We start from the raw sequence: 23,033 nt of genomic DNA on the forward strand, positions 1-23,033 counted from the left end.
ATTGATCGGTATGAGAGGAGTGCCGTGCGCACCGCTTATCGCGATTGCTTCGATCAGCTTCAACCTTTACTTGCTCGCGTGGAGAAACCGAGCCGCTATATCGACCATGAATGGGGTACCCGGTCTTCGCAGGAAGCCGATTATCGCGCGTGCCTGATTTATCCGGATGTCTACGAAGTCGGTCTTCCTAACCAGGGCATTGCCATCCTGTACGCTGCGCTCAACCGCGAAGATGGTATTTCATGCGAGCGTTCGTATGTTCCCTGGATCGACATGGCAGATGAGATGCGCGCCGCAGGGGTTCCGCTGCTTTCCCTTGAGGGGGCGGCGCCCGTAGCGTCCTTCGACGTGGTGGGGCTGCATGTCCCACACGAGATGGCCGCAACCAACTACCTCGAGGCGCTCGATTTGGCCGGCATTCCGCTTCTTGCCTGTGAACGCGGGGAAGACGACCCGCTTGTCATTGCCGGGGGACCCTCCGTCTATAACCCTGAACCGATTGCCGAGATCTTCGACTGCATCCTCATCGGCGAGGGTGAGGAGCATATCGTTGAGCTCTGCCGCGAGCACCGCCGCCTCCGTGATGCGGGTGCCTCGCGTACGGAGGTGCTGCGTGCCCTTGCTTGCGTGCCGGGGACCTACGTGCCCTCGCTTTATGAGGTGTCTCACGAGGGAACTTGCACCGTGCATGGCTACACCGTTCCTCGCACGGGAGAGCATGTGCCCGACGTTGTGTACAAACGCGTCGTTGCCGATTTCGGTGCGACCGATCCGGTGAGTCAATCTGTCGTTCCTTACACGGAGCTTGTGCATGACCGCCTCTCGATCGAGGTGCTGCGCGGGTGCGCGCGCGGGTGCCGCTTCTGCCAGGCGGGAATCACCTACCGCCCCGTTCGAGAGCGCACGCCCGATCAAATCGTTGCAGCTGTTTCGCGAGGCCTTAAGGAGACAGGCTACGACGAGGTCTCGCTCACCTCGCTTTCGACTACCGACCATTCCTGCTGCTCGCAGATTCTCGAGCGCTTGAATCGCAACCTGCAAGACACAGGGATTTCGGTCTCCATTCCTTCGCAGCGACTGGATTCCTTCGGCGTTGACATGGCCCTTCAAGTCGCGGGCGAGAAGAAGGGTGGGCTCACCTTTGCTCCCGAGGCCGGCAGCCAGCGCATGCGCGACATCATCAACAAGAACGTTACTGAGGAAGACTTGGAGCGCGCTACGCGTGCCGCCTTCGAAGCCGGGTGGCGCCGCTGCAAGCTTTACTTCATGATGGGGCTCCCCGGCGAGCGCGATGAAGATATCGTCGCCATCGGCGAGCTTGCTGAGCGTGTTCTCCAGATCGGCCGTGAGGTCGTTCCCAAAGGTCAGCGCGGCGGGCCTTCGGTTTCAATCTCAGTCTCGGTCTTCATCCCCAAGGCGCACACGCCGTTCCAATGGTGCGGCCAGCTCGATGACGACGAGGTCCGTAGGCGCCAGAAGCTCCTGCTCGACAGCGTCCACGACCGGGCAATTCGCGTCCATTACCATGATGCCGCCACCTCGCTCATCGAAGCCGCTCTCTCGAGAGGCGGACGAGACATGCTTCCCGTTATCATGGGCGCGTGGAAGCGTGGAGCGCGCTTCGATGCGTGGACGGAGCAGTTCTCGCTTGACCGTTGGCTCGAGGCGGCACGCGATGCGGGCGTCGACTTGCGCGCCGTCGCGCGGGACCCGTTTGAGCTCGACGCCCGGCTTCCCTGGGAGCATGTGAGTCCTGGCGAGTCGCGTGGCTTTTTGGAGCGCGAGTGGCGCCGTGCCCTCGCTGGCATCACGACGGCGGATTGTACGCGCTCATCCTGCACCGGGTGCGGTATCTGCCCCACGCTCGGAGTGAGTAACGTTTTGGTAGGTGATCGTTCGTGAGCGAGCAGACCCTCTTTCGCCTGCGGGTTCGCTATGTCAAGCAGGGGCGCCTTCGCTACCTCGGGCATCTCGAGGTGCTTCACACCATTGAGCGCATCATCAGGCGAGCCCAGCTTCCCTATGCCGTCACCCAGGGCTTTTCACCCCATATGCGGGCAGGTTTCTCCTCGGCGTTGCCGGTGGGGACTGCCTCGGATTGCGAATGGTACGACGTGTTCCTAACCGAGCTCGTTCCCCCAAACGAAGCTTTCGAGCGTCTTAAGGCGGCATCTCCCGTTGACCTTGCTCCTGTCAAGGCGGGATACGTTGACGTGCGCGCTGCCGCTTTGACGGCCTTCATCACCTGCGCTGAGTACGCAGTCAACCTGTGGACTGGTGACGCATCGGTTACCGAGAGCATGGTCCGCGAGGCATTGGAAGCCATCCGAGCTCAAGGCACCATAGCGTATCTGCGCGGCAAGAAGGAGAAGAGCCTGGATCTCACGCGAACCCTTGCGGGCTATACGCTCGCGCAGGCGGGGGAGGGCCATTTCCTGCTCACGCTCGATACCCGCATGGATAACGACGGTGCGTTGCGACCCGAAGTGCTCGTGGGGGCGCTCAACAACTACCTCGACGGAACACCGGACGCACCCATTCACTCCACGGGCACCCAGCATCTTGCCCGAATCCCCCGCTACGAGGTGACCCGTACCGCCCAGTACGCCCTTTCCGACGAAGGCGCCCACCTCGACCCGCTTCACGTGCACTGAGCGCGTCTTGCCGCTGCTTGATGAGTTTGAGATAGTCGTGAAGCCGAACTTGCTGCTTGCCGTTGGCGGAGTCCTGTTTTGGCCGCTTTTACATATGGTCCGCAGCGAGTTTCGCAGCCCTGTAGCCAAAGCCTACAGGGCGAGGACTGTTTGATGCTGCGGACCATGTGTAAAAGCGGCTACCTTGAGTTGCGGAGACTCTGCGAATATCCGTTGACGCACGAATACGCAGCTGCTATTATGTTCGACCGTTGCACTACCAGATGCATGAAGGGCTAAAGATGTACGCAATCGTTTCAACAGGCGGCAAGCAGTATAAGGTCGCTCAGGACGATGTCATCACCGTCGAGAAGATCGACGCCGAGGTCGGCTCCAAGGTCGAGCTCCCCGTCCTCTTCCTGAACGACGGCAAGAAGATCGTCACCGATCCTGCTAAGCTTGCCAAGGCCAAGGTCACGGCCGAGATCGTCGATCAGTTCAAGGGCGAGAAGCAGCTTGTCTTCAAGTTCAAGAAGCGCAAGCGCTATCATCGTCTCAAGGGCCATCGCCAGCAGCTCACCAAGGTCAAGATCACCAAGGTCCAGGCTACCTCGCGCGCTGCCCGTAAGACCACCAAGGATGCCGAGGCTGCGGCCGAGGCTCCCGCCGCCGAGTAGCTCGCGGCTTCGAGAGAGTAGGTAGGACATGGCACACAAAAAAGGACTCGGTTCCTCCCGTAATGGCCGCGATTCCCGCGGTCAGCGTCTTGGCTGCAAGCGCTTCGGTGGCCAGACCGTCACTGCGGGCACGATTCTCGTCCGTCAGCGTGGCACGCACATCCACCCCGGTGAGAATGTGGGCCGCGGCAAGGACGATACCCTCTTCGCGCTCGTTGACGGTACCGTTGAGTACAAGCGCGGTGTGAAGCATCGCGTGAGCGTTCATCCGGCTGCCACTGCGTAACAGCCCCTTCATACGCATGCATATTCGGGAGGCCCACTGGATACCCAGGGGTCTCCCGTTTTTTGAAAGCGAGGCACGATGCCCCAGTTTACCGATATAAGTCGCATCAACGTCAAAGGCGGCGACGGCGGCGCCGGCTGCATGTCGTTCAGGCGAGAGGCCCATGTGCCCAAGGGCGGACCAGACGGCGGCGACGGCGGCCGTGGCGGAGACGTCATCATTCAGGCCGACGCCCAGCTCTCTTCGCTCATCGACTATCGCTACAAGCACCATTTTCGTGCGGAGCGCGGTACTCACGGCAAGGGCGCTCGCAAAGACGGTAAGGCGGGGGAGGATCTCATCCTGCGCGTGCCCGTGGGCACCGTCGTGCGTGAGCTCGATCCCGATACGCAGGAGCCTGTTTTCGAGATCGCCGATCTTACCCATGATGGTGAGCGCGTGATCGTTGCCCCGGGCGGTGCCGGCGGTCTTGGTAACACGCATTTTGTCACCTCGGTCCGCCGCGCGCCTGCTTTTGCCCAGCTTGGTGAGCCGGCGCAGGAGCATTGGATCGAGCTCGAGATGAAGCTCATGGCCGACGCCGCGCTCGTTGGCCTGCCATCGGTGGGGAAGAGCTCGCTTATCGCGCATATGAGTGCAGCGCGGCCCAAAATCGCCGACTACCCCTTCACCACGATCGTTCCTAACCTCGGTGTCGTGCGCGCAGGTGAGTATTCCTACGTCGTCGCCGATGTTCCCGGCCTCATCGAGGGTGCGAGCGAGGGTAAGGGGCTGGGCCACCAGTTCCTCCGCCACATTGAACGCACCGCGCTCATCATGCACGTCGTCGATATCACCGGCGGCTTCGAAGGGCGTGATCCCGTAGAGGATTACCGCGTTATCAACGAGGAGCTTCGCCGCTATGCGGTCGAGCTTTCCGAGCGGCCTCAGGTCGTCGTGGCGAACAAATGCGACGTTTCCGGCATGACCGACCGCGTGGCCGAGCTCAAGCAGGCGGCTCTTGCCGATGGCCATATGTTCTTTGCGGTTTCTGCCGTCACCGGTGCCGGCATGAACACGCTCATGCTCTCCGTTGGCGAGCTCGTGGCACGCCTTCGCTCCGAGCTGTCGAGCACGGAAGATCCCGTCGTCTACGATGAGCGCTGGGAGCGTCGTCGCCGTGAGCGCGAGAGGCGCTTCCAGGTGTTCCAAGAGGAGCCGGGCGCATTTCGCGTCACGGGCACCCAGGTCGAGCGCTTGGTGGTGCAGACCGACTGGGAAAACGAAGAGGCCATCATCTACCTGCAGCGTCGGTTCTCGCGCATGGGTGTAGACGACGCCCTCGAGGCTGCGGGCTGTCGCGCTGGCGATGAGGTCCGCATCGTAGGACGAGCTTTCAGTTTCGAGGGGGCCGAAGAGTTCCCTGAAGAAGATGACGGGGATGCTATCCTTGTTGAGGAGGACGAGGCCCTCAGGGCCGCGGTCGACGAGAAGGGCTAGATGCTCATGGATGGGCGAAAGAAGCTTGCGCTTCCCGAGATCGGGAGCGATCCGAATCGAACGTACCGGCTCGGCATCATGGGCGGAACGTTCGACCCCATCCATTATGGACACTTGGTCACCGCCGAGCAGGCTCGCGAGGCGCTCGGTCTCGACCTCGTGCTCTTCATGCCCGCGGGCTCGCCGGCTTTCAAGCTCGATCAGGAGGTCTCGAGCCCCGAGGACCGGTATGCGATGACAGTGCTCGCGACAGCTGCGAACGAGGCTTTCTACACGAGCAGGCTCGAGATTGATCGCGAAGGCGTGACCTACACCGTCGATACGCTCACCTATCTGCGCGAGCAATATCCGAGCAACGTCCACCTCTACTTCATCACCGGCGCTGACGCGATTCTCGATATCGTCTCATGGCGTGATGCAGGGCAAATCGCCGAGCTTGCGACCCTTATCGCAGCTACCAGGCCTGGATACGATATCACACAAGCGCGTGAGCGCATCGAGGCATCAGGGTTTCCGTTCGATGTTCGCTACATCGAGATTCCTGCCCTTGCGATCAGCTCGACGAATATCCGACAGCGCGTGGCGCTCGGGAAAAGCGCTCGATACCTCACTTCGGAATCGGTGATTGGGTATATTCGCAAGAACCATCTCTACCGCAAGAGCGATAGCCGCCGAAAGGATGCGTGACCATGTCCCGCGAACAGGGATCAGTTTCCTCTACCTTGGGGTTTGCCGAAAACGAGCTGCTCGAGCTTGAACGCATTGAAGGGCTGCTAGATGTGCGCATGAAGGAGGCGCGCAAACGCCATGCGCACTCGCTCGGTGTTGCGCGCACGGCCGATAAGCTTGCCCGATGCTATGGTGTCAATCGCTTCGAAGCGGTTGCAGCTGGTCTGCTTCACGACTGGGACAAGGTGCTATCAAGCGACGAGGTGGTTGCGCGCGCCATTCGCTACGGCGTGGATGTGGCAGGTTCCCCCGAGCTTGCGGCTCCGCTCCTCCATGGTCCTGTTGCCGCGCGCGAGCTGCCCGAGCTCTTTCCGGAGCTTCCGGCTAGCGTCTTTCAAGCCATCGATCGACACACGGTAGGGGCGTGCGACATGACGCCGCTTGATATGGTGGTCTTCGTGGCCGATGCCATCGAACCCGGTCGCCACGGTAGCTATGCTGTCGAGCTCAGGTCGATGGTGGGGGTCTCGTCGCTGCCCGAGCTCTTTTTCGCGTGCTTCTCCCAAGGTCTCGTCTATGTGATTCAATCTGGGAGATATCTCTATCCTACGGCCCTCGACATCTATAACCACTACGTACTGTCAAAATAGGTACGTGTCATAGTGGCCAATGGGTCAAAACGGGACTGTCCCGTTTTGACCCAAAATGGGACAGTCCCGTTTTGACCACTATGACATGATTGACCAGAACGAAAGGACGCTATGAACCAGGAAAACGCAACCGACGCCACCGATGCCCTCATCGAGCCCATCGACCGCTCTGACGCCATGCCCGAGCGCGATGAGTCCGTAGCCTCGGTTGATCGCTCCGCGGCCTCGCTTTCTTCTTCGGGTGTTGCCGCCGAAGAGGTCGCTCGCGCCGCTGCGCAGGCTGCATTCGATAAGAAGGCTGAGGACGTCGTCGTGCTCGACCTCACTGAGCTTTCCGATGTATGTGACTTCTTCATGATTGCGACCGGATTCAACAACCGCCAGGTCGATACGATCGTCGATGAAATCGAGGAGCAGGTGGCCAAGGCATGCGGAGAGCATCCGTTCTCCATCGAGGGCCGCGATCAGCGGACGTGGATTCTCATGGACTACGGCTCGGTTGTCGTTCATGTGTTTACTCCTGAGGCGCGCGAGTACTATCGGCTCGAGAAGCTCTGGGGAGATGCTCCGCAGCTTTCGCTCGACTTGGTCTAAGAGCGCTCTGGGCACTCATGGGTGCCCGTGATCATGGGGGAGCGGTGCGCGGTGGAAGACATCTTCGAGCTCTTCGGTAATTGGCGAGGTCCAGCCATCGGGCTTATGGACCTCGATGCCTTCTTTGCGAGCGTGGAGCAGCTCGATCACCCTGAATGGCGCGGTAAGCCCGTTATCGTAGGGGGATCCCCCGAGGGGCGCGGCGTCGTTTCCACCGCTTCATACGAAGCGCGACCCTACGGTGTCCACTCAGCCATGCCTTCCGCCCAGGCTAAGCGCTTGTGCCCCCATGCCATTTGGACGAGCGGACATTTCGATCGCTACCGCGAGATGAGCGCAAAGGTCATGGACATCTTGGCCGATGAGACGCCCTTTGTCGATCAGGTTTCTATCGATGAAGCGTTCTTCGACATCACGCCGGGCCGCTTCTCGCGCGAGAACCCAATCGATATTGCGAGCCGCATATCGCGCCGCGTGAGCGAGCTCGGCATCACATGCTCAATTGGACTTGGAACCAGTAAAACGGTCGCTAAAATCGCGAGCGATCGCGATAAGCCGCACGGGCTCACGATTGTTCCGCCCGGCACCGAGGAAAACTTCCTAGAGCCGTTGCCGGTGCGCGCCATGAGCGGCATCGGTACATCGGCGGAGGCATCGCTCAAGAGGATGGGCATCTACACCTTGGGCCAGCTCGCTGCCGCCCCTGTGGCGCGCCTCGTCACGGTGTTCGGATCGAACGCACAGCTTATGCATGATCGCGCCGCAGGCCTTGAGGTAAGCGGCGTTGCCCCCATCGATGCTCCTGAAGAGACGAAGTCCGTAAGCAACGAGCGCACCTTTGCCCAAGATCTTACCGAACGCGATGATATCGATGCGGCTCTTGCCCTGCTCGGTGAATCGGTCGGGCGCCGGTTGCGCAGGCGCGGGCTGGCGGGTCGCACGGTTACGGTGAAGGTCAAGTATTCTTACGGCAGTGGCCGCACGATCCAGCGCCGTCTGCCGCATGCCACCGACGACGAGAACATCTTCGTCTCCGTCGCGCGCTCGCTTATGGACGAGATCTGGACGGAAGGAACGCATATTAGGTTGCTCGGTATCTGCATGAGCGATTTCAGGTGCGATGGCGACGTTCAGACGGACCTGTTCTGCGAGGTCGACGAGCGCGGAGCCGTATCGAGCAGCAAGCGAGAGCTTTCGGTCGCCGTCGACAAGGTGCGAGAGCGCTTTGGCAACGGCGCGGTGAATTTCGGCCGAGCGGCACGCTTCGGCGACGACCTGGTGAGGCCCGACAAGTTCCTCAACCAAAATAAACCGAGTGACGTATAGGATCGCAATACCGCACGGGCTTGCATTCTTAGATTTCATGCGTAAGATATGGAGGAGCCTGCGGAAATACCGAAGAAGTTGCCTGCTTGCACTTCACCTGCCCGCTCCGTTGGCGTATTATTACAACCTGTTTGTCTGTAGTCGCAGCCTTTTTGGCTGCATGGTTGGAGGAGTTTTCATTGGCAGTCAAGATTCGCCTTGCTCGTCACGGCTCTAAGAAGCGTCCGTACTATCGCGTCGTCGTGGCCGATTCCCGTTCCCCGCGTGATGGCCGCTTCATCGAGGAGGTGGGCCGCTACAATCCGCTGACCTCTCCCAAGACGATCAGCCTTGATATCGAGAAGATCAACGATTGGCAGAGCAAGGGCGCCCAGCTCACTGATGCCGTCGCAGCGCTCATGAAGGCTGCCGAGGAGGGTCCGAAGACCGAGACCGTAGCCAAGAAGTCCAAGAAGCAGCTTGCCAAGGAAGCCGAGGCCGCGAAGGCTGCCGAGGCTGAGGCTGCCACCGAGGAGTAGGCATCGTGGCCGAGGAGCAGGCGGTGGCTGCCGCAACCGAGGCCGAGCTTTCCGATCGCATCGCCGATCTCGTCGAGTACCTCGTGCTCAGCATCGTCGATGATGCTGATGCCGTGAGCCTCGAGGTTATCGATGGCGATAACGCCTCGGTCATCGAGATCACGGTTTCCGAGCCCGATGTCGCCAAGGTCATCGGCCGCCATGGCCGCACCATCAAGGCGATTCGCACGCTTGCTCGTGCACTTGCAGCTCGTCTTGGCACATCCGTCGAGGTCGAGGTCTTGGGTTAGGTCATCGTGTCGAGCGCCTATCGCAACATAGCCCGTGTGGTTCGTCCGCATGGGAAACGCGGGGAGGTCATCGTACGTGCGGTACGTGGCCTTCCCTTTGTTCTGGAGCCCGGGATGGAGGTTGCGCTCACGCCACCGGCATTCGAGCGTGACCGCTTCTGCACCGTGCGTTCGGTTACGGATACCGGTCAGGATTGGCTCGTTGCTTTCAGCGGTATCGAGGGGATCGATGGAGCAGAGTCCATCAAGGGCTGCTATGTGCTCGCGCACGCTGAGGATGTCGTCCTCGATGGCTTCGAGGCTGCATGGGAAGATCTTGTCGGGCGCAACGTCGTAGATGTCCGATTTGGTGAACTCGGCTGCATTACCGGCGTTATCGAGACTCCGGCCAACGATGTGCTCGAGATCGAAGGCCCCTTTGGCGAGGTGCTCGTTCCCATCATCGAAGAAGCGATGGACGAGATTCCGCCTACGGGACCACTCAGCACCCATATCATGGATGGCCTGATCGACACCAGCAAGATTCAACAGGTCATGAACGAACGTGCCGTTTCGAAGGCGCGCCAAGGAAGCGACCGAACGGGGGAAGTGGACCAAGCATGATGCTCATCGAGACGCTTTCCGTCTTTCCCGAGATGTTCGAGCCCGTTATGTCGACATCCATCCTTGGACGCGCCCGACAGGCGGGCATCTTCGATTTCAGGGCCTATGATCTGAGAGACTGGACCCACGACCGGCATCGTACGGTCGATGACGAGCCTTATGGCGGCGGCCAGGGCATGCTCATGAAGGCCCCTCCCATCTATGAGGCGGTACGTTCCATCGCAAGCTCGGGCCCGCGCCCGCACGTCGTGTTCTTCACACCGTGCGGCGCGCCCTTTACCCAAGCTGCAGCTGAGCGGCTTGCAATGCAGGAGCGCTTGCTGTTTGTGTGCGGTCGCTATGAGGGTATCGACGAGCGCGCCTACGACCTTGCCGATGAGCGGATCTCGATCGGGGACTACGTTCTTACCGGTGGGGAGCTTGCCGCTATGGTGGTAACCGATGCCGTGGTGCGCTTATTGCCCGGTGCGCTCGGCGACGCGATGAGCAGCGTGGATGAATCGTTTGCCACAGGCGATTCGGGTGGTCTGCTGGAATACGCCCAGTACACGCGCCCCGCCGAATTTGAGGGGGCGGCCGTTCCGGATGTTCTCCTTTCTGGAGACCATGCCAAGGTCGATGCCTGGCGTCGCGAGAACGCAATCGATCGCACGTGCCGCTGGCGTCCAGACCTGATTTCTTCCGCACGCCTCACGGACTCAGAGCGCGCCCTCGCAGAGGAGCTTATCGCGCGCTATCATGGGCCCAGTCAACAGAACGCTTAGGAGTGCAACCGTGGTACCGCAGCAGCATTCATTTGTGAGGAGCCTCCTCGAGTGGGTCATCATCTTCGCGCTCGTCTTCGTGTTCTTCATCTTCATCCGGTGGTTCGTCGTGGAACCCTACCGAGTCCCCACGGGCTCGATGGAGCCCACGATCGAGGTGGGCGACCAGGTGCTGGCTCAAAAGGTCACCATCAACCTTGGGATGGGAGTGAACCAAGGCGACATCGTCGTCTTCCGTAACCCCGACGGCGGCTCGGACCACGATATCCTCGTGAAGCGCGTCATCGCGACCGCGGGCCAGACCGTCGACCTTCAGGGCGGCGTGGTGTACGTAGACGGCGAACCGCTTTCTGAGGCCTATGCGCAAGGCGACAGCTATCCGCTTGCGGCGCAGGCGGAAGGGGTCTCAGTTGGGTTCCCCTATACGGTGCCAGAAGGTTGCGTGTGGGTTATGGGCGATAACCGCGAGAACTCCGCCGATTCACGTTATTTCGGCGCGGTTCCCGAAGACGACCTCATTGCCGTGGTGTTCTTCCGGTACTGGCCTTTTGACCGGTTGGGCGGGGTGTAAGCCAGCTCCGGCGCAGCACCTTTCCTCAACGCGATCTTAGCTTTCTATTCATCAGAAACCAGAAGGGTAGGCAAGGCATGGACACGAGCGTTCGTACCTTCCAAGACATCATCCTTTCGCTCCAACGCTATTGGGGCGAGCAGGGATGCGTCATCATGCAGCCGTACGACTCCGAGGTGGGTGCCGGTACGTTCCATACCGCGACGACCCTGCGAAGCTTGGGTCCTAAGCCTTGGCGCACCTGCTACGCGCAGCCTTGCCGCCGTCCCGCCGACGGTCGCTACGGCGAGAACCCTAACCGCATGCAGCACTACTACCAGTTCCAGGTTCTCATCAAACCCTCGCCGGTGAACAGCCAGGAGCTCTATCTCGACTCGCTCAAAGCAATCGGCATCGATCCGGCTGAGCACGATGTTCGCTTCGTCGAGGACGACTGGGAGAGCCCCACGCTTGGTGCCTGGGGCCTTGGCTGGGAGGTCTGGCTGAACGGCATGGAGGTCACGCAGTTCACCTACTTCCAGCAGGTGGGCGGCATCGAGGTCGACCCCGTCCCCGTCGAGATCACCTATGGCCTTGAGCGCCTGGCCATGTACGTGCAAGGCGTGAACTCCGTCTACGACTTGGTGTGGAGCTATCTGCCCGATGGCACGCCCATGACCTACGGCGAGGTCTTCTTGGAGAACGAGCGCGAGTTCAGCGCGTACAACTTCGAGGTCGCCGACGTGCCCATGATGCGCCAGAAGTTCGACGACTACGAGCGCGAGTGCCATTCCTGCCTGGATGCCAAGCTGCCGCTGCCGGCGTACGACTGCGTTATGAAGTGCAGCCACGCCTTCAACATCCTTGACGCGCGTGGCGCGCTTTCCGCTGTGGAGCGCGCGAACTACATCCTGCGCGTGCGCACCGTGGCCAAGGCCTGCTGCGAGGCCTACCTTGCCGAGGTCGCTGGTGCTGATGCAAACGACGACGCCCGGGAAGGGGAGGTGGCATAAATGGCCGAGACCAAGGACCTGCTATTCGAGATCGGCACCGAGGAGATGCCGTCCGCGCCGCTCATGAACGCTGTGAAGCAGCTTAGCCCGCTCATGGAGCGCGGCCTCACCGAGGCCGGCCTGGCCCATGGCGCCGTGCGTGTCGTGTCTTCGCCGCGCCGCCTGGCCGTGCTGGTTGACGCTGTTGCCACGGCGACGGACGAGGTGCATGAGGTCAAGCGCGGCCCTGCGGCCAACATCGCCTTCGATGCCGACGGCAATCCCACCAAGGCTGCCGAGGGCTTCGCTCGCAAGTGCGGCATGACCGCCGCTGAGCTTGTGCAGCGCGAGGATACCGATGGCCGCACCTATGTGTTCGCCGAACGCAACATTCCTTCCGCTCCCGCGATGCCGTTGCTTTCCGCCCTGTGCGAGCGCATTATCGCTGGGCTCGAGTGGCCCAACTACCGAAGCCAGCGCTGGGGCTCGACGCACGAGACCTTCGTGCGCCCTATCCGCTGGATCTGCGCGCTGCTGGGCACCGAGGTCATTCCCGTTCATTATGCCGATGTAACGAGCGCGAACACCACACGTGGTCATCGTGTGCTCGGGCCGGGTGAGCACGAGGTGGCAGAGCCCGCCGTCTACGAGCAGGTACTCGAAGCCGCCGGCGTTCTTTCTGAGGAGCGCCGCCGCGAGGTCATCGCTGCCGGCATCACTCAGGTCGAGGCAGAGCGCGGTGGGGCCCATGTGGACACGCCCAAGAAGGTACTCGATGAGGTCGTGAACCTCTGCGAGTGGCCGACGGTGGTCGTGGGAACTTTCGACGAAGAGTTCCTGCAGGTCCCGCACGAGATCATCTGCGAGTCCATGCTCTCCAACCAGCGATATTTCCCTATCTACGACACCGAAGGCCAGCTGACCCGCGAGTTCGTGGTCGTGGCTAACGGCCGCCCTGAGTGCGCCGACACCATCATCGACGGCAACGAGCGCGTGGTCCGCGCCCGCCTGTACGATGCGAAGTTCTTCTACGACGAGGACCTCAAGGTCTCGCTCGAGGAGTTCCGCGAGCGCCTGGCGAGCGTCGTTTTCCAGGAGAAGCTTGGCACCGTGCTGCAGAAGAGCGAGCGCATCGAGGCCCTTGCCGGCGAAGTTGCCCGCGCCGCCGGCTGCGATGCCGTGGTGACCGCCGACGCGGTTCGTGCCGCGCACCTCTGCAAGGCCGACCTCGTCTCCAGCGCCGTGGTCGAGTTCACAAGCCAGCAGGGCGTCATGGGCGGTTACTATGCACAGGCCGCTGGCGAGACCGACGCCGTTGCCGCTGCGATTCGCGACCACTACCGCCCGCGCTTCGCCGGCGACGAGCTTCCTGAGGGCATTGCCGGATGCATCGTGGCCGTGTCCGACAAGCTCGATACCATTGCGGGTATGTTCGCGATCGGTGAGCCCCCGACCGGTTCCAAGGATCCCTTCGCGCTTCGCCGCTCCGCTATCGGCCTGCTCAACATCCTGCGCAGCCGTCTGGGGTGCGGCTACGAGGAGCTCGTCGCGCACGCGCTCGCTTCCTACGCTTCCCAGGGCATCCAGTTCGATGCCGATGAGGTTCAAGCTGCCGTCTGCGCCTTCATCAAGGGCCGTATGGAGCAGATGACGCGCGACGAGGGCGTCTCCGTGGACGTCGTTGCTGCCGTTTCCGCTGGCTCCGTGCGTGTCCCGGCGAGCTATCTTGCGCTCGCTCATGCGCTCGAGGACGCTCGCGCCAACGATGCCGCGACCTTCGAGAACCTGGCAACCGCCTACGCCCGCGCGAGCCACCTTGCCGACGCATCGCTCGGTGTCGAGGTTGATTCCGCGCTTCTAGGTGAGGCAGAGGCGAACTTGCTTACCTCGACCGACCAGGCCCAGCAGCGGGTTTCCGATGCGCTTGCCGCTGGAGACTTCACCGCGGTGATCGGCGCGCTCGCATCGCTTCGCGAGCCCATCGACCGCTTCTTCGACGAGGTGCTCGTCATGGACGAAGACGAGGCGCTGCGCCAGAACCGTCTGCGCCTGCTCAACCGCTTCGCCGCCGTCTTCGCCGACGTCGCTAACATCGGCGAGCTCGCAAAGAAGAAGTAGCGCTCTTTTTCGACAGTGTTTACGAGCGCCCCTGCTGCAGAACTCCGCAGCAGGGGCGCTCTCGTATAAGCGATGGGTGAACGTTCAGTTCAGCCCCTTACTGACAGCCGGATCTGTGGTCTAGCACAGAAATACCTGCAACTCATGTTGGGAGCGAATCCCTGGGGCGTTTTTTGCTTCAGCAGAAGAATTCTGGATAGTTTCCGCCGTTTTGTTGGCTGCGGCAGGCTTTGGAAGCCGCTGCACATCAGCAATGACGACGATTGGCTTGCATACGGGGCTCAAACGACCTGGAAAGCGGCGGCTCCACAGATCGCATATCGCTCACCGTCACTACGTAAGCCACCAAAACGGCGGAAACTATCCACTTTCAAGCACATAGATTCAAAAAACCGTTGTGCAACGCGCATCGACTCTAGATACAACATGGCTGAGCGACCTTGCCGCCCGCCGATACGCTCTTGTCCAGCTTCATGAGTCTCGTTACATTGAGGCAAGGTGACGTTATGGTGGCATCTGGCATCGCTCGGCAACAGAAAGGCGTACCCCATGAACCAGCCCGTGACCGTGCTTGTGATATCCGATGCTCTGGGTGAAACCGCTGCTTCGGTGGCGCTCGCGGCGGCAGGTCAGTTTGATGAAGGGGCCGTGGCTATCGAACGATTGTCTCGCGTTCAAGATGCGCGGCAGGTGAAAAGCTATCTGGAACCCTTGCTGAGTGCGGGCAAGAAGATCGCCGCATTCCACACCATTGCCCAAGACAAGCTTCGCAAGGATGTCGCCGATTTGTTGGTCAAGCTCGGAGTTCCTGCGATCGACCTTCTCGGCCCAGCCATCGGCACCATCGCAGCCCTCACCGGGCTCGCGCCCAAAGGCATCCCCGGTATCATCCATCGTACCGATGAACACTACTTCCAACGCATCGCCTGCATGGAATACGCCGTCGAGCATGACGACGGCAGGGGAGCGGACGACCTCTCCGAAGCCGATATCGTGCTCATCGGCGTGTCCCGTACGTCCAAGACGCCGCTTTCCATGTACCTGGCGCTACAGGGGTATCGCGTGGCGAATATCCCGCTTGCACCCCAGATGGAGCCCCCGCAGGCGCTGTTTGAGGTCGATCCCGCACGTATCTTCGGGCTCGTAACGACGATGGAAGCCATAGCCCCCATCCGGGCCCAACGCCTTGGCACCACACTGGCGCAATCAGTTGCGGGCTCCTATGCGGATCCCACATCTATCGAGCTGGAATTCGCTTATGCTCGCTCCCTCATGAAGCGTCTCGGATGCTTTGTAGTCCATACAGATGGCAAGGCGATCGAGGAGTCGGCAACCGAGATTATCGAGCGTGTTAATCGCATACTTTTGACGAGAAATGCATAAGCCGTATGAAACATGCTTGCAATCACCGCTTCATACACCCTTCATAAGCTGGGATGACACTAACTGGTATCTTCATACCATATCCACTTAAGCGACCACTTACCGCATAATCGCAGCCGACTACCGGAGTCCGCGCAGTCTGCACAGCTCCCCGGCCTGCGCATCGGATACTACGCCTGAGCAGTATGTGCTCAGTCGTACCACGATACGCAGCCATGCGCTGCCGAAAGGGGGAGCATCGTGAACGATGTGAAGCGCGTCTACCGGTTTGGCACAGATGCCGCTGGAAACGACGTGACGGAGGGCCGTGCGAGCATGAACTACGTGCTCGGAGGCAAGGGCGCAAACCTTGCTGAGATGTGCCGGATCGGCCTGCCTGTGCCGGGGGGATTCACCATCACGTGCCAGACCTGCACGGACTACACCGGTGCCGGCGACACGTGGCCCGAAGGCGCCCTGGACGAGATTGCTGATGCGGTGCAGGACCTTGAGGCGCGTATGGGAAAGCGTTTAGGAGATCCAACCGACCCACTGTTAGTTTCCGTACGCTCAGGTGCGCCATTTTCCATGCCGGGCATGATGGACACGGTGCTCAACCTTGGCCTTACCGACGCATCGGCTCAGGGTCTCATCACGCAGACGGCCGACGAGCACTTCGTCTGGGATTCCTACCGACGCTTCATCCAGATGTTCTCAAACGTGGTGATGGGAATCGACGCGGATCTGTTCGAGAACGCGCTGACCGAAAAGCGCCTCATGGCGGGAGTCCGCACCGATTCGGAGCTGAGCGCATCTACGCTCCATGAGCTCGTTGAAGAGTTCAAGCAGATCTTCTGCACGCATGTGGACCCTGAGGCTCACCCTGAGCTCATGCAAGATGGCCGCGTCGTCTTCCCGCAGGATCCGAAGGTTCAGCTCAAGCTTGCCATCGAAGCTGTCTTCGGAAGCTGGATGAACGAACGCGCCTCGATCTATCGTAAGCAGCATGGCATCTCCGATAGCCTTGGCACAGCCGTCAACGTGCAGGCCATGGCCTACGGCAACAAGGGCGAGAGCTCGGCTACGGGTGTCGCCTTCACGCGCAACCCCGCAACAGGCGAGCGTGAGCGCTATGGCGACTTCCTCGTGAACGCGCAGGGTGAGGACGTCGTCGCAGGCATCCGCAACACCCAGCCCATCCAAGATATGGCAACGTACCCAGCGCTCGCGCAGGCGGCTGAGGATCTGGAGCGCATCTTTGTGATCCTCGAGAACCACTACCATGACATGTGCGACATTGAGTTCACCATTGAGCAAGGCAAACTCTGGATGCTGCAGACCCGCTCCGGCAAGCGCACCGCCCGAGCGGCGCTCCGCATCGCTATCGAGATGGTTGAAGAGGGCCTCATCGACCGCGAAACGGCAGTAAAGCGCATCGATCCCAGCCAGCTCGATCAGCTCCTCCATCCGCAGCTCGATACCACGGCCTCGTTTGAGGTACTGGCGCGCGGATTGAATGCGAGCCCTGGCGCCGCGGTGGGCGAGATCGTGTTCAGCTCCGATGACGCCGTCAAGCGTTCGAGCGAGGGCCATCCGGTCATTCTCGTGCGCTGGGAAACGAATCCAGATGATCTTAAGGGCATGGTAGCTGCGGAGGGCATCCTGACCAGCCACGGCGGGAAAACGAGCCACGCCGCCGTGATCGCGCGCGGCATGGGCACGCCCTGCGTCTGCGGCGTCGAGGCCTTCCATATCGATGCCAAGGCCAAGGAGGTCCGCATCGACGGCTCCGACGTGGTGCTGCACGAGGGAGACCTCATTTCCATTGACGGTGGCGAGGGAATCGTGGTTCTCGGCGCCATGCCTCTCACGCGCGCAGAACTGACCGGCGACCTCGAGATGGTCCTCGGATGGGCTGACGAGATTCGCTTGCAAGAGGGTAGCTCGCATCCGTACCACGTGCGGGTCAACGCGGATAATCCAGAAGACGCCTCCCTCGCGCTTGACTTCGGGGCTGAGGCGATCGGTCTTTGCCGCACGGAGCATATGTTCCTCGGTGAGCGCAAGAACATCATCCAAACGTATATCCTGAGCGAGGAGGCGCAAGAACGGAGCAGGGCCTTGGAAGAGCTGCTCCAGGTGCAAACGAGCGACTTTGTCGAGATGTTCCGCACCATGGATAGACGTGACGTCGTGGTGCGCCTCATCGACCCGCCGCTTCACGAGTTCCTGGACGATCCTCGAGAGCTTGCCGTAGCTCTCGCGCGCCGCGAAGCGGAAGGTGCCCCGCAAGACGAGCTCAGCTTGCTTCGAGCACGGCTCCGCCGAATCGATGCCATGGCAGAATCCAACCCGATGCTGGGACTGCGAGGCGTACGCCTGTCCTTCGCGTTCCCTGACCTACCGCTCATGCAGGTCCGTGCCATCGCGACCGCCGCGGCGACGCTCATACGCGACGAGGGGCTCAGCCCACGTCCTGAGATCATGGTTCCGCTCGTATCGGTTGCGTCCGAACACATCCAGATGCGGTCGATTGCCGAACGCGTCATCCATGAAGTGGAGTCTGCGTTTGGCGTTGCGCTGGATATACCCATCGGCACCATGCTTGAGCTTCCGCGCGCATGCCTTACCGCCGATGAAATCGCCCCGCACGCCGACTTCTTCTGCTTCGGCACGAACGACCTCACGCAGACGACGTTCGGATTTTCGCGTGACGACGCGGAGGCGAAATTCATCCCCGCATACCTCCATCAAAAGCTCCTGACCGCTAATCCGTTTGAAACCATCGATAGCGCCGTTCTCGAGTTCGTGCGCATGGCGGTTTCGAAAGCGCGCGCAGCGCACCCTGGCATGACATTCGGTGTCTGTGGCGAACATGGAGGCGACCCTGCATCGATCTCACAGCTCTTCAATATCGCAGGCGTTGACTACGTAAGCTGCTCGCCCTACCGTGTTCCGGTCGCACGGCTTGCCGCCGCCCATGCGAAGCTTGCGATCCGGTAGGCGAAGGGGTGCGTAGACGTTTCTTGAAGGAAAAAAGGGGCTTGCGACCTGCTGCACATTGCGTATAATTAAGCCCGTTTGCCAACCTACGTGCCGGCGTACGCGTGCGGCACCTCTAGAAGAGTAAGGAATTGAAATGGACTACATCCGCGCAATCGAGCGCCAGCAGATCCGCGAGGACATCCCGCAGGTCCGCGTCGGCGACAACGTCAAGGTTCACTATCGCATCAAGGAAGGCGACCGTGAGCGTGTCCAGGTCTTCCAGGGTGACGTTATCCGCATGAGCGGTGGCTCCTCCCGTGAGACCTTCACCGTTCGCAAGATCTCCTTCGGCGTGGGCGTCGAGCGTACCTTCCCGCTTCACAGCCCCAAGATCGCCAAGCTCGAGGTCGTGCGTCACGGCCGCGTGCGTCGCGCCAAGCTTTACTATCTGCGCGACAAGGTGGGCAAGGCTGCTCGCATTCCCGAGAAGCGCTAATTCTCAGCACAGATGCACCTCTAGGGCCGTCTCATTGCAGGCGGCCCTTTTCGTCTATGACCAGTGTTTCCTATCTGAGAGCCGTTGCGATAACCACAAGCGCGCGAATCCGCCCGTCAGACGGCGCAACGTATCCAGCGGTGGCGCGCAGTCGTTCCAAGGGAGTAAATGATGGCCAATCAAGTGAGCTCGCGATCCGCTTCCGAGGTTGCCGCCGTGCTGGGAAGCGCAGCGCTTGAGGAGCTTCCCGCCCTGATTGAACGGTATCGCGACGACCCGCGCAAGCAAGTCCAGTCTGCTCTCGCTCGCGCAGAGCGGCGCTTGGATCGCGAGCGCGCCGAGCGCGAGCGCGTCGACGCGATGTATGCAGAGATGGCAGAGCTCGGTGGCCCGGGCGTCGTCGTTGGCGTGGACGAGGTGGGGCGTGGATCGGTGGCAGGGCCGCTTACGGTCTGCGCCGTCTGTTTGCCGGAGCGCCCGCGCATCTGGGGGCTCAACGATTCGAAGAAGCTCACCCCAGCGCGAAGGGAGCGTTTGGCAGAAGAGATAGCACAGGTTGCAGTTGCTATAGGGTTCTGCCATATTCCGGCCGCGGAAATCGATCGCATCGGCATGGCATCGGCGCTGCGCCGTGCCGTTGCAGGCGCCGTCGCCGATACCGGGCTTACGCCCGACTGCGTGCTGATGGATGGAAATCCTCTTGGGGCGGTAGACCATGAACGCGATGTTGTTCATGGCGACGCGCGCGTGGCCTGCATCGCTGCCGCCTCGATTGTTGCCAAGGTGACGCGCGACGCGCATATGGTCGAGCTCGATGCCCTGTATCCCGATTATCACCTCGCCGAATCGAAGGGTTATGCATCTCCTGAGCATATTGCTGCGATCAAGGCCCATGGTCTGACCGAAGAGCACCGCGTGAGCTTCTGTGGGAACTTCTTGGAAACTGAGAGCCTCTTCTAACCAGCGCTATAAACGGTTGCGCATGCTGCGTTGCCCATACGCTGCGTCGGAGAGGCGCCTGTTTAGATTCTGTTCAGCTTCTGTTCCGTGATGTGTCAGCTTCAAAGGAATTATTGACCTGTTCCATGGGAGACGATGCTTCTACCGCTAGGGGAAGGAGCAACCATGGGTGCAGTAGAGGGAACCCTCCGTTCGGCATACGATCTTACCGACATGGCCGAAGGTGAACATGTTGACGAGTTTACCGCCAAAGAGCTTGGCAATCTAGGCGAGCTCATTGCCGCGAGCTACCTTGACCATCGCGGTTACGAGGTTCTTGAACAGGGGTATCGGTGTCCTGAGGGCGAAGCGGACCTCATAGCCTACGATCCCGACGAAGATGTCATCGTATTGGTGGAGGTTAAAACACGACGCGTGCACGAACCCTGCTCTGCGGAGCCTGAGGCCGCCGTAGATCGAAGGAAGCGAGAGAGGTATCGACGCATCGCGTCCTGCTATCTCATGGATCGCTTTCCCGTTCTATCCTTGCGGTTTGATGTGATCGGCATATCGGTTACATCCGAGACGGAAGCCATCATCGAACATTACTTCGATGTGTTCGCATGGGAAGCAGACCGATGAGCGCCCCGGTGTATGCAGTGCATGCGGCGTGCATCCGAGGTGTCGAGGCGGTGCCCGTCACCGTCGAGGTCTCCATGGGCGGCGGCCTTCCGAGCATCTCGATTGTGGGCATGGCTGATTCATCAGTGCTCGAGGCGCGAAGCCGTATGCGGTGCGCATTGAGAAGCGTTGGATTCGAGGTCCCTAAAAAGAGCATCACGATCAACCTCGCTCCGAGCGACATGCGAAAGTCTGGAACGGGCCTCGACCTTCCCATCGCGGTCGCCGTGCTTGCCCTCTCTGGCCAAATACCTGTAAACGACCTCGACAGCTGTCTCTTCGTTGGGGAACTCGCACTTGATGGCTCGGTATGCCCCGTAAAGGGTGAGATTGCCTACCAGGTGCTTGCTCGCGACACGCACCTTACGCTCATCGAGGGCCCGTCCTCTCCCCATCAGGGGCTCTTTGAGGCGGCCCGGTTTGAGCTCGATAACATCGCGCGTCTTAGGATGGGCGTTCGCGACGCGATTCATCGCTGTGACCTGGAACTCGATCGGCCACCTTTGGAAATGAAGCACGACTATGCCGATGTGGTAGGTCAAGAGGTTGCGAAAAGGGGGCTTGCTATCGCCGCCGCAGGCGACCTCGGCTTGCTCATGATCGGCGCACCGGGCTCAGGTAAAACCATGCTCGCACGACGCATGACAACGATTCTCCCTAAGCTCACGCAGGCTGATCAACAGGAAGCGCTCTGCATTCACTCGGTAGCAGGGGAGGACATCTCAGGCCTTTTGGCAGGCGACCGGCCTTTCCGTAGCCCGCATCACAGCATATCTGCCGCCGGGCTCGTTGGGGGAGGGCGACCCGTGCGCCCGGGCGAGATCAGCTTGGCACACGGTGGATGCCTCTTTCTAGATGAGCTCGCGGAATTCCCTTCCGGCGTCCTGCAGATGCTCCGTCAGCCACTCGAGGAAGGGGTGGTTCGCATCGTTCGAGCCGACGGTATGTACATCTTTCCCAGCCGATTCCAACTGATTGCGGCAAGCAACCCATGCCCCTGTGGTTACCTTGGCGATCGCGAAGTGGCGTGCACGTGCTCGGCCACCGCCATCGAACGCTATCGGTCTAAACTCGCTGGACCTCTTATCGACCGCATCGACATCGTACTCGATGTTTGCAGGCCCGATCCATCGCTCATCATCGAGGGCGCCGAGGGCATGGATTCAGAAGGGCTTTCCGCTATGGTCGCGACCGGGAGAGCGTTCGCCCTGGAACGGAGAAACGATACCGAACCTGCTTCCACAGCGTGTCGAACATCGCTCGATAGGGCCATTGCTGCCTTCCATCTGGATCGCGATGCAGAGGATGCTCTCGTGGGGCTATCTCAATGCAACAAGCTTACCGGCCGCGGCATCAAGCGCCTTTGCCGGATAGCTCGAACGGTTGCGGATATGGATGAATCGGCATGCGTCCGGCGCCCCCACGTTCTCGAGGCATCTATGTTTCAAGGGAGGAGGAACGCATGATGGGGCCAACCGTGAAAGCTTCTCGCATTGCCATCGAGCGTGGTTCCGACGGCTATCCACCTGGAGTTCTCGACCTAGCCAACGCCCCAAAACGACTGTATATGCTCGGAAACCCTGAAGCCCTGCAGGGCCCAGCCATCGCAATCGTCGGTACGAGGAGGCCGACGCCCTACGGCATAGCACTCACTGAGCTCGCCGCCGAGCTTGCGGTGGAAGCCGGCATCACGGTTGTATCCGGGGGCGCCATAGGATGCGACCAGGCTGCCGGTATGAAGGCGCTTGCCTGCGGGGGCGTCCATGTGGTCGTGCTGGGATGCGGTGCCGACGTTATCTATCCCTCTTCCAGCAGAGATCTTATCGACAAAACCTTAGAAGCCGGGGGCGCGGTAGTCTCGATAGCGCCTTGGGGAACGAAGCCTCAGCGCTTCCTCTTTCCGCAGCGGAATCGTGTTATCGCAGCGCTCTCGGAGGCGGTGTTCATTGGAGAGGCTGGCATGCCTTCCGGTACCTTCAGCACCGCAGAGGCGGCTATGGAGCTTGGAAGAGAAGTGCTTGTTGCGCCCGGGTCGGTTTTCTCTCCCGAATCTCGCGGCGCGAATTATCTCATCAGCGTAGGAGCATGCTGCATTACCGATGAGGAGTCGCTCGAAATCGCGCTGTCACGCATTTTCGGCGTGCTCCGGCATCCGCATGAGCCTCTCCGCGAAGTGGAGTCTGCCGACCCGCGCGAGCAACGCGTCCTGCGTGCTTTGGCCGCAAGCCCGATGCGCTCAGAGGATATAGCGCGGCTTGCTGGACTCGATGCACGCGGCTGCCTTGAATTCCTCAGCGACCTCATGATATCGGGGCGCGTTGAGCAGCTCATTGATGGACGGTATGCGCTCACCAAGGAAGTCCTTCACGCAATGACGGCAATCGGTCAAAATGATGGGTCAAGCAACCAACGTTAAGGAGC

The 23,033-nt window shown here is 60.7% G+C and carries 23 protein-coding genes; all 23 read left to right on the plus strand.

All coding sequences use genetic code 11. The features are described from left to right. Positions 1 to 24: 24 nt before the first annotated feature. The 23 genes from GJE22_RS06355 (at position 25) to GJE22_RS06465 (ending at position 23,028) form a co-directional block, all read left to right on the plus strand. On the plus strand, positions 25 to 1,902 hold the full coding sequence (locus GJE22_RS06355) for a TIGR03960 family B12-binding radical SAM protein (protein ID WP_144688438.1): 1,878 nt from the start codon (positions 25 to 27) through the stop codon (positions 1,900 to 1,902). Continuing rightward, positions 1,899 to 2,654 (plus strand): TIGR03936 family radical SAM-associated protein, encoded by a 756-nt coding sequence (locus GJE22_RS06360; protein ID WP_144688439.1) that lies wholly within the window; start codon positions 1,899 to 1,901, stop codon positions 2,652 to 2,654. Before GJE22_RS06355 ends, GJE22_RS06360 begins: the two co-directional genes overlap by 4 nt. Before the next feature lie 281 nt (positions 2,655 to 2,935). Continuing rightward, complete coding sequence (gene rplU, locus GJE22_RS06365) at positions 2,936 to 3,310, plus strand: 50S ribosomal protein L21 (protein WP_019128363.1); 375 nt, start codon at positions 2,936 to 2,938, stop codon at positions 3,308 to 3,310. Between the two features lie 28 nt (positions 3,311 to 3,338). Continuing rightward, positions 3,339 to 3,596 carry a 50S ribosomal protein L27 gene (rpmA, locus tag GJE22_RS06370; RefSeq protein WP_019128362.1) on the plus strand — a complete coding sequence of 86 codons (258 nt, stop codon included), beginning with the start codon at positions 3,339 to 3,341 and terminating at the stop codon, positions 3,594 to 3,596. A 78-nt stretch (positions 3,597 to 3,674) separates the two neighbouring features. After that, positions 3,675 to 5,075: a GTPase ObgE gene (gene obgE, locus GJE22_RS06375; protein ID WP_144688440.1), complete on the plus strand. Its 1,401-nt coding sequence runs from the start codon at positions 3,675 to 3,677 to the stop codon at positions 5,073 to 5,075. Positions 5,076 to 5,081: 6 nt separating this feature from the next. Further along, positions 5,082 to 5,762 carry a nicotinate-nucleotide adenylyltransferase gene (gene nadD, locus GJE22_RS06380; RefSeq protein WP_035101364.1) on the plus strand — a complete coding sequence of 227 codons (681 nt, stop codon included), beginning with the start codon at positions 5,082 to 5,084 and terminating at the stop codon, positions 5,760 to 5,762. Positions 5,763 to 5,764: 2 nt separating this feature from the next. Beyond that, complete coding sequence (gene yqeK, locus GJE22_RS06385) at positions 5,765 to 6,394, plus strand: bis(5'-nucleosyl)-tetraphosphatase (symmetrical) YqeK (RefSeq protein ID WP_235895835.1); 630 nt, start codon at positions 5,765 to 5,767, stop codon at positions 6,392 to 6,394. Between the two features lie 177 nt (positions 6,395 to 6,571). Then, positions 6,572 to 6,988, plus strand: coding sequence for a ribosome silencing factor (gene rsfS / locus GJE22_RS06390; RefSeq protein ID WP_235895841.1), 417 nt, complete (start codon positions 6,572 to 6,574; stop codon positions 6,986 to 6,988). Between the two features lie 33 nt (positions 6,989 to 7,021). After that, a complete protein-coding gene (gene dinB / locus GJE22_RS06395) occupies positions 7,022 to 8,314 on the plus strand; it encodes a DNA polymerase IV (RefSeq protein WP_144688442.1) in 1,293 nt (430 codons plus the stop codon). Between the two features lie 179 nt (positions 8,315 to 8,493). Then, positions 8,494 to 8,832 (plus strand): 30S ribosomal protein S16, encoded by a 339-nt coding sequence (gene rpsP / locus GJE22_RS06400; RefSeq protein WP_019128356.1) that lies wholly within the window; start codon positions 8,494 to 8,496, stop codon positions 8,830 to 8,832. A 5-nt stretch (positions 8,833 to 8,837) separates the two neighbouring features. Beyond that, positions 8,838 to 9,122, plus strand: coding sequence for a KH domain-containing protein (locus GJE22_RS06405; protein WP_019128355.1), 285 nt, complete (start codon positions 8,838 to 8,840; stop codon positions 9,120 to 9,122). A gap of 36 nt (positions 9,123 to 9,158) precedes the next feature. Further along, a complete protein-coding gene (locus GJE22_RS06410; RefSeq protein ID WP_235895842.1) occupies positions 9,159 to 9,725 on the plus strand; it encodes a ribosome maturation factor RimM in 567 nt (188 codons plus the stop codon). Next, positions 9,725 to 10,489, plus strand: a complete 765-nt coding sequence (gene trmD / locus GJE22_RS06415; RefSeq protein WP_144688486.1) for a tRNA (guanosine(37)-N1)-methyltransferase TrmD — start codon at positions 9,725 to 9,727, stop codon at positions 10,487 to 10,489. The genes GJE22_RS06410 and trmD overlap by 1 nt, the downstream gene beginning before the upstream one ends. Positions 10,490 to 10,499: 10 nt before the next feature. Then, complete coding sequence (gene lepB / locus GJE22_RS06420; RefSeq protein ID WP_144688446.1) at positions 10,500 to 11,060, plus strand: signal peptidase I; 561 nt, start codon at positions 10,500 to 10,502, stop codon at positions 11,058 to 11,060. A gap of 77 nt (positions 11,061 to 11,137) precedes the next feature. Then, entirely contained in the window at positions 11,138 to 12,052 is a 915-nt protein-coding gene (locus GJE22_RS06425) for a glycine--tRNA ligase subunit alpha (RefSeq protein ID WP_019128351.1), read from the plus strand. Continuing rightward, entirely contained in the window at positions 12,053 to 14,149 is a 2,097-nt protein-coding gene (gene glyS, locus GJE22_RS06430) for a glycine--tRNA ligase subunit beta (RefSeq protein ID WP_144688448.1), read from the plus strand. A gap of 549 nt (positions 14,150 to 14,698) precedes the next feature. Continuing rightward, the gene (locus GJE22_RS06435; RefSeq protein ID WP_144688450.1) at positions 14,699 to 15,532 is read left to right on the plus strand and encodes a pyruvate, water dikinase regulatory protein; all 834 of its coding nucleotides are present in this window, start codon (positions 14,699 to 14,701) and stop codon (positions 15,530 to 15,532) included. 240 nt (positions 15,533 to 15,772) lie between these two features. Beyond that, positions 15,773 to 18,514, plus strand: coding sequence for a pyruvate, phosphate dikinase (gene ppdK, locus GJE22_RS06440; RefSeq protein ID WP_144688452.1), 2,742 nt, complete (start codon positions 15,773 to 15,775; stop codon positions 18,512 to 18,514). Positions 18,515 to 18,650: 136 nt separating this feature from the next. Beyond that, positions 18,651 to 18,992 (plus strand): 50S ribosomal protein L19, encoded by a 342-nt coding sequence (rplS, locus tag GJE22_RS06445; protein WP_019128348.1) that lies wholly within the window; start codon positions 18,651 to 18,653, stop codon positions 18,990 to 18,992. A 171-nt stretch (positions 18,993 to 19,163) separates the two neighbouring features. After that, complete coding sequence (locus GJE22_RS06450) at positions 19,164 to 19,952, plus strand: ribonuclease HII (RefSeq protein ID WP_144688453.1); 789 nt, start codon at positions 19,164 to 19,166, stop codon at positions 19,950 to 19,952. A 165-nt stretch (positions 19,953 to 20,117) separates the two neighbouring features. Beyond that, on the plus strand, positions 20,118 to 20,573 hold the full coding sequence (locus tag GJE22_RS06455; protein WP_235895836.1) for a YraN family protein: 456 nt from the start codon (positions 20,118 to 20,120) through the stop codon (positions 20,571 to 20,573). Continuing rightward, positions 20,570 to 22,078 (plus strand): YifB family Mg chelatase-like AAA ATPase, encoded by a 1,509-nt coding sequence (locus tag GJE22_RS06460; protein WP_144688456.1) that lies wholly within the window; start codon positions 20,570 to 20,572, stop codon positions 22,076 to 22,078. The genes GJE22_RS06455 and GJE22_RS06460 overlap by 4 nt, the downstream gene beginning before the upstream one ends. Beyond that, a complete protein-coding gene (locus tag GJE22_RS06465; protein WP_235895837.1) occupies positions 22,075 to 23,028 on the plus strand; it encodes a DNA-processing protein DprA in 954 nt (317 codons plus the stop codon). The genes GJE22_RS06460 and GJE22_RS06465 overlap by 4 nt, the downstream gene beginning before the upstream one ends. Positions 23,029 to 23,033 lie beyond the last annotated feature (5 nt).

Origin of the sequence: Enorma shizhengliae (genome assembly GCF_009676995.1) — a bacterium.
Taxonomy (GTDB): domain Bacteria; phylum Actinomycetota; class Coriobacteriia; order Coriobacteriales; family Coriobacteriaceae; genus Enorma; species Enorma massiliensis.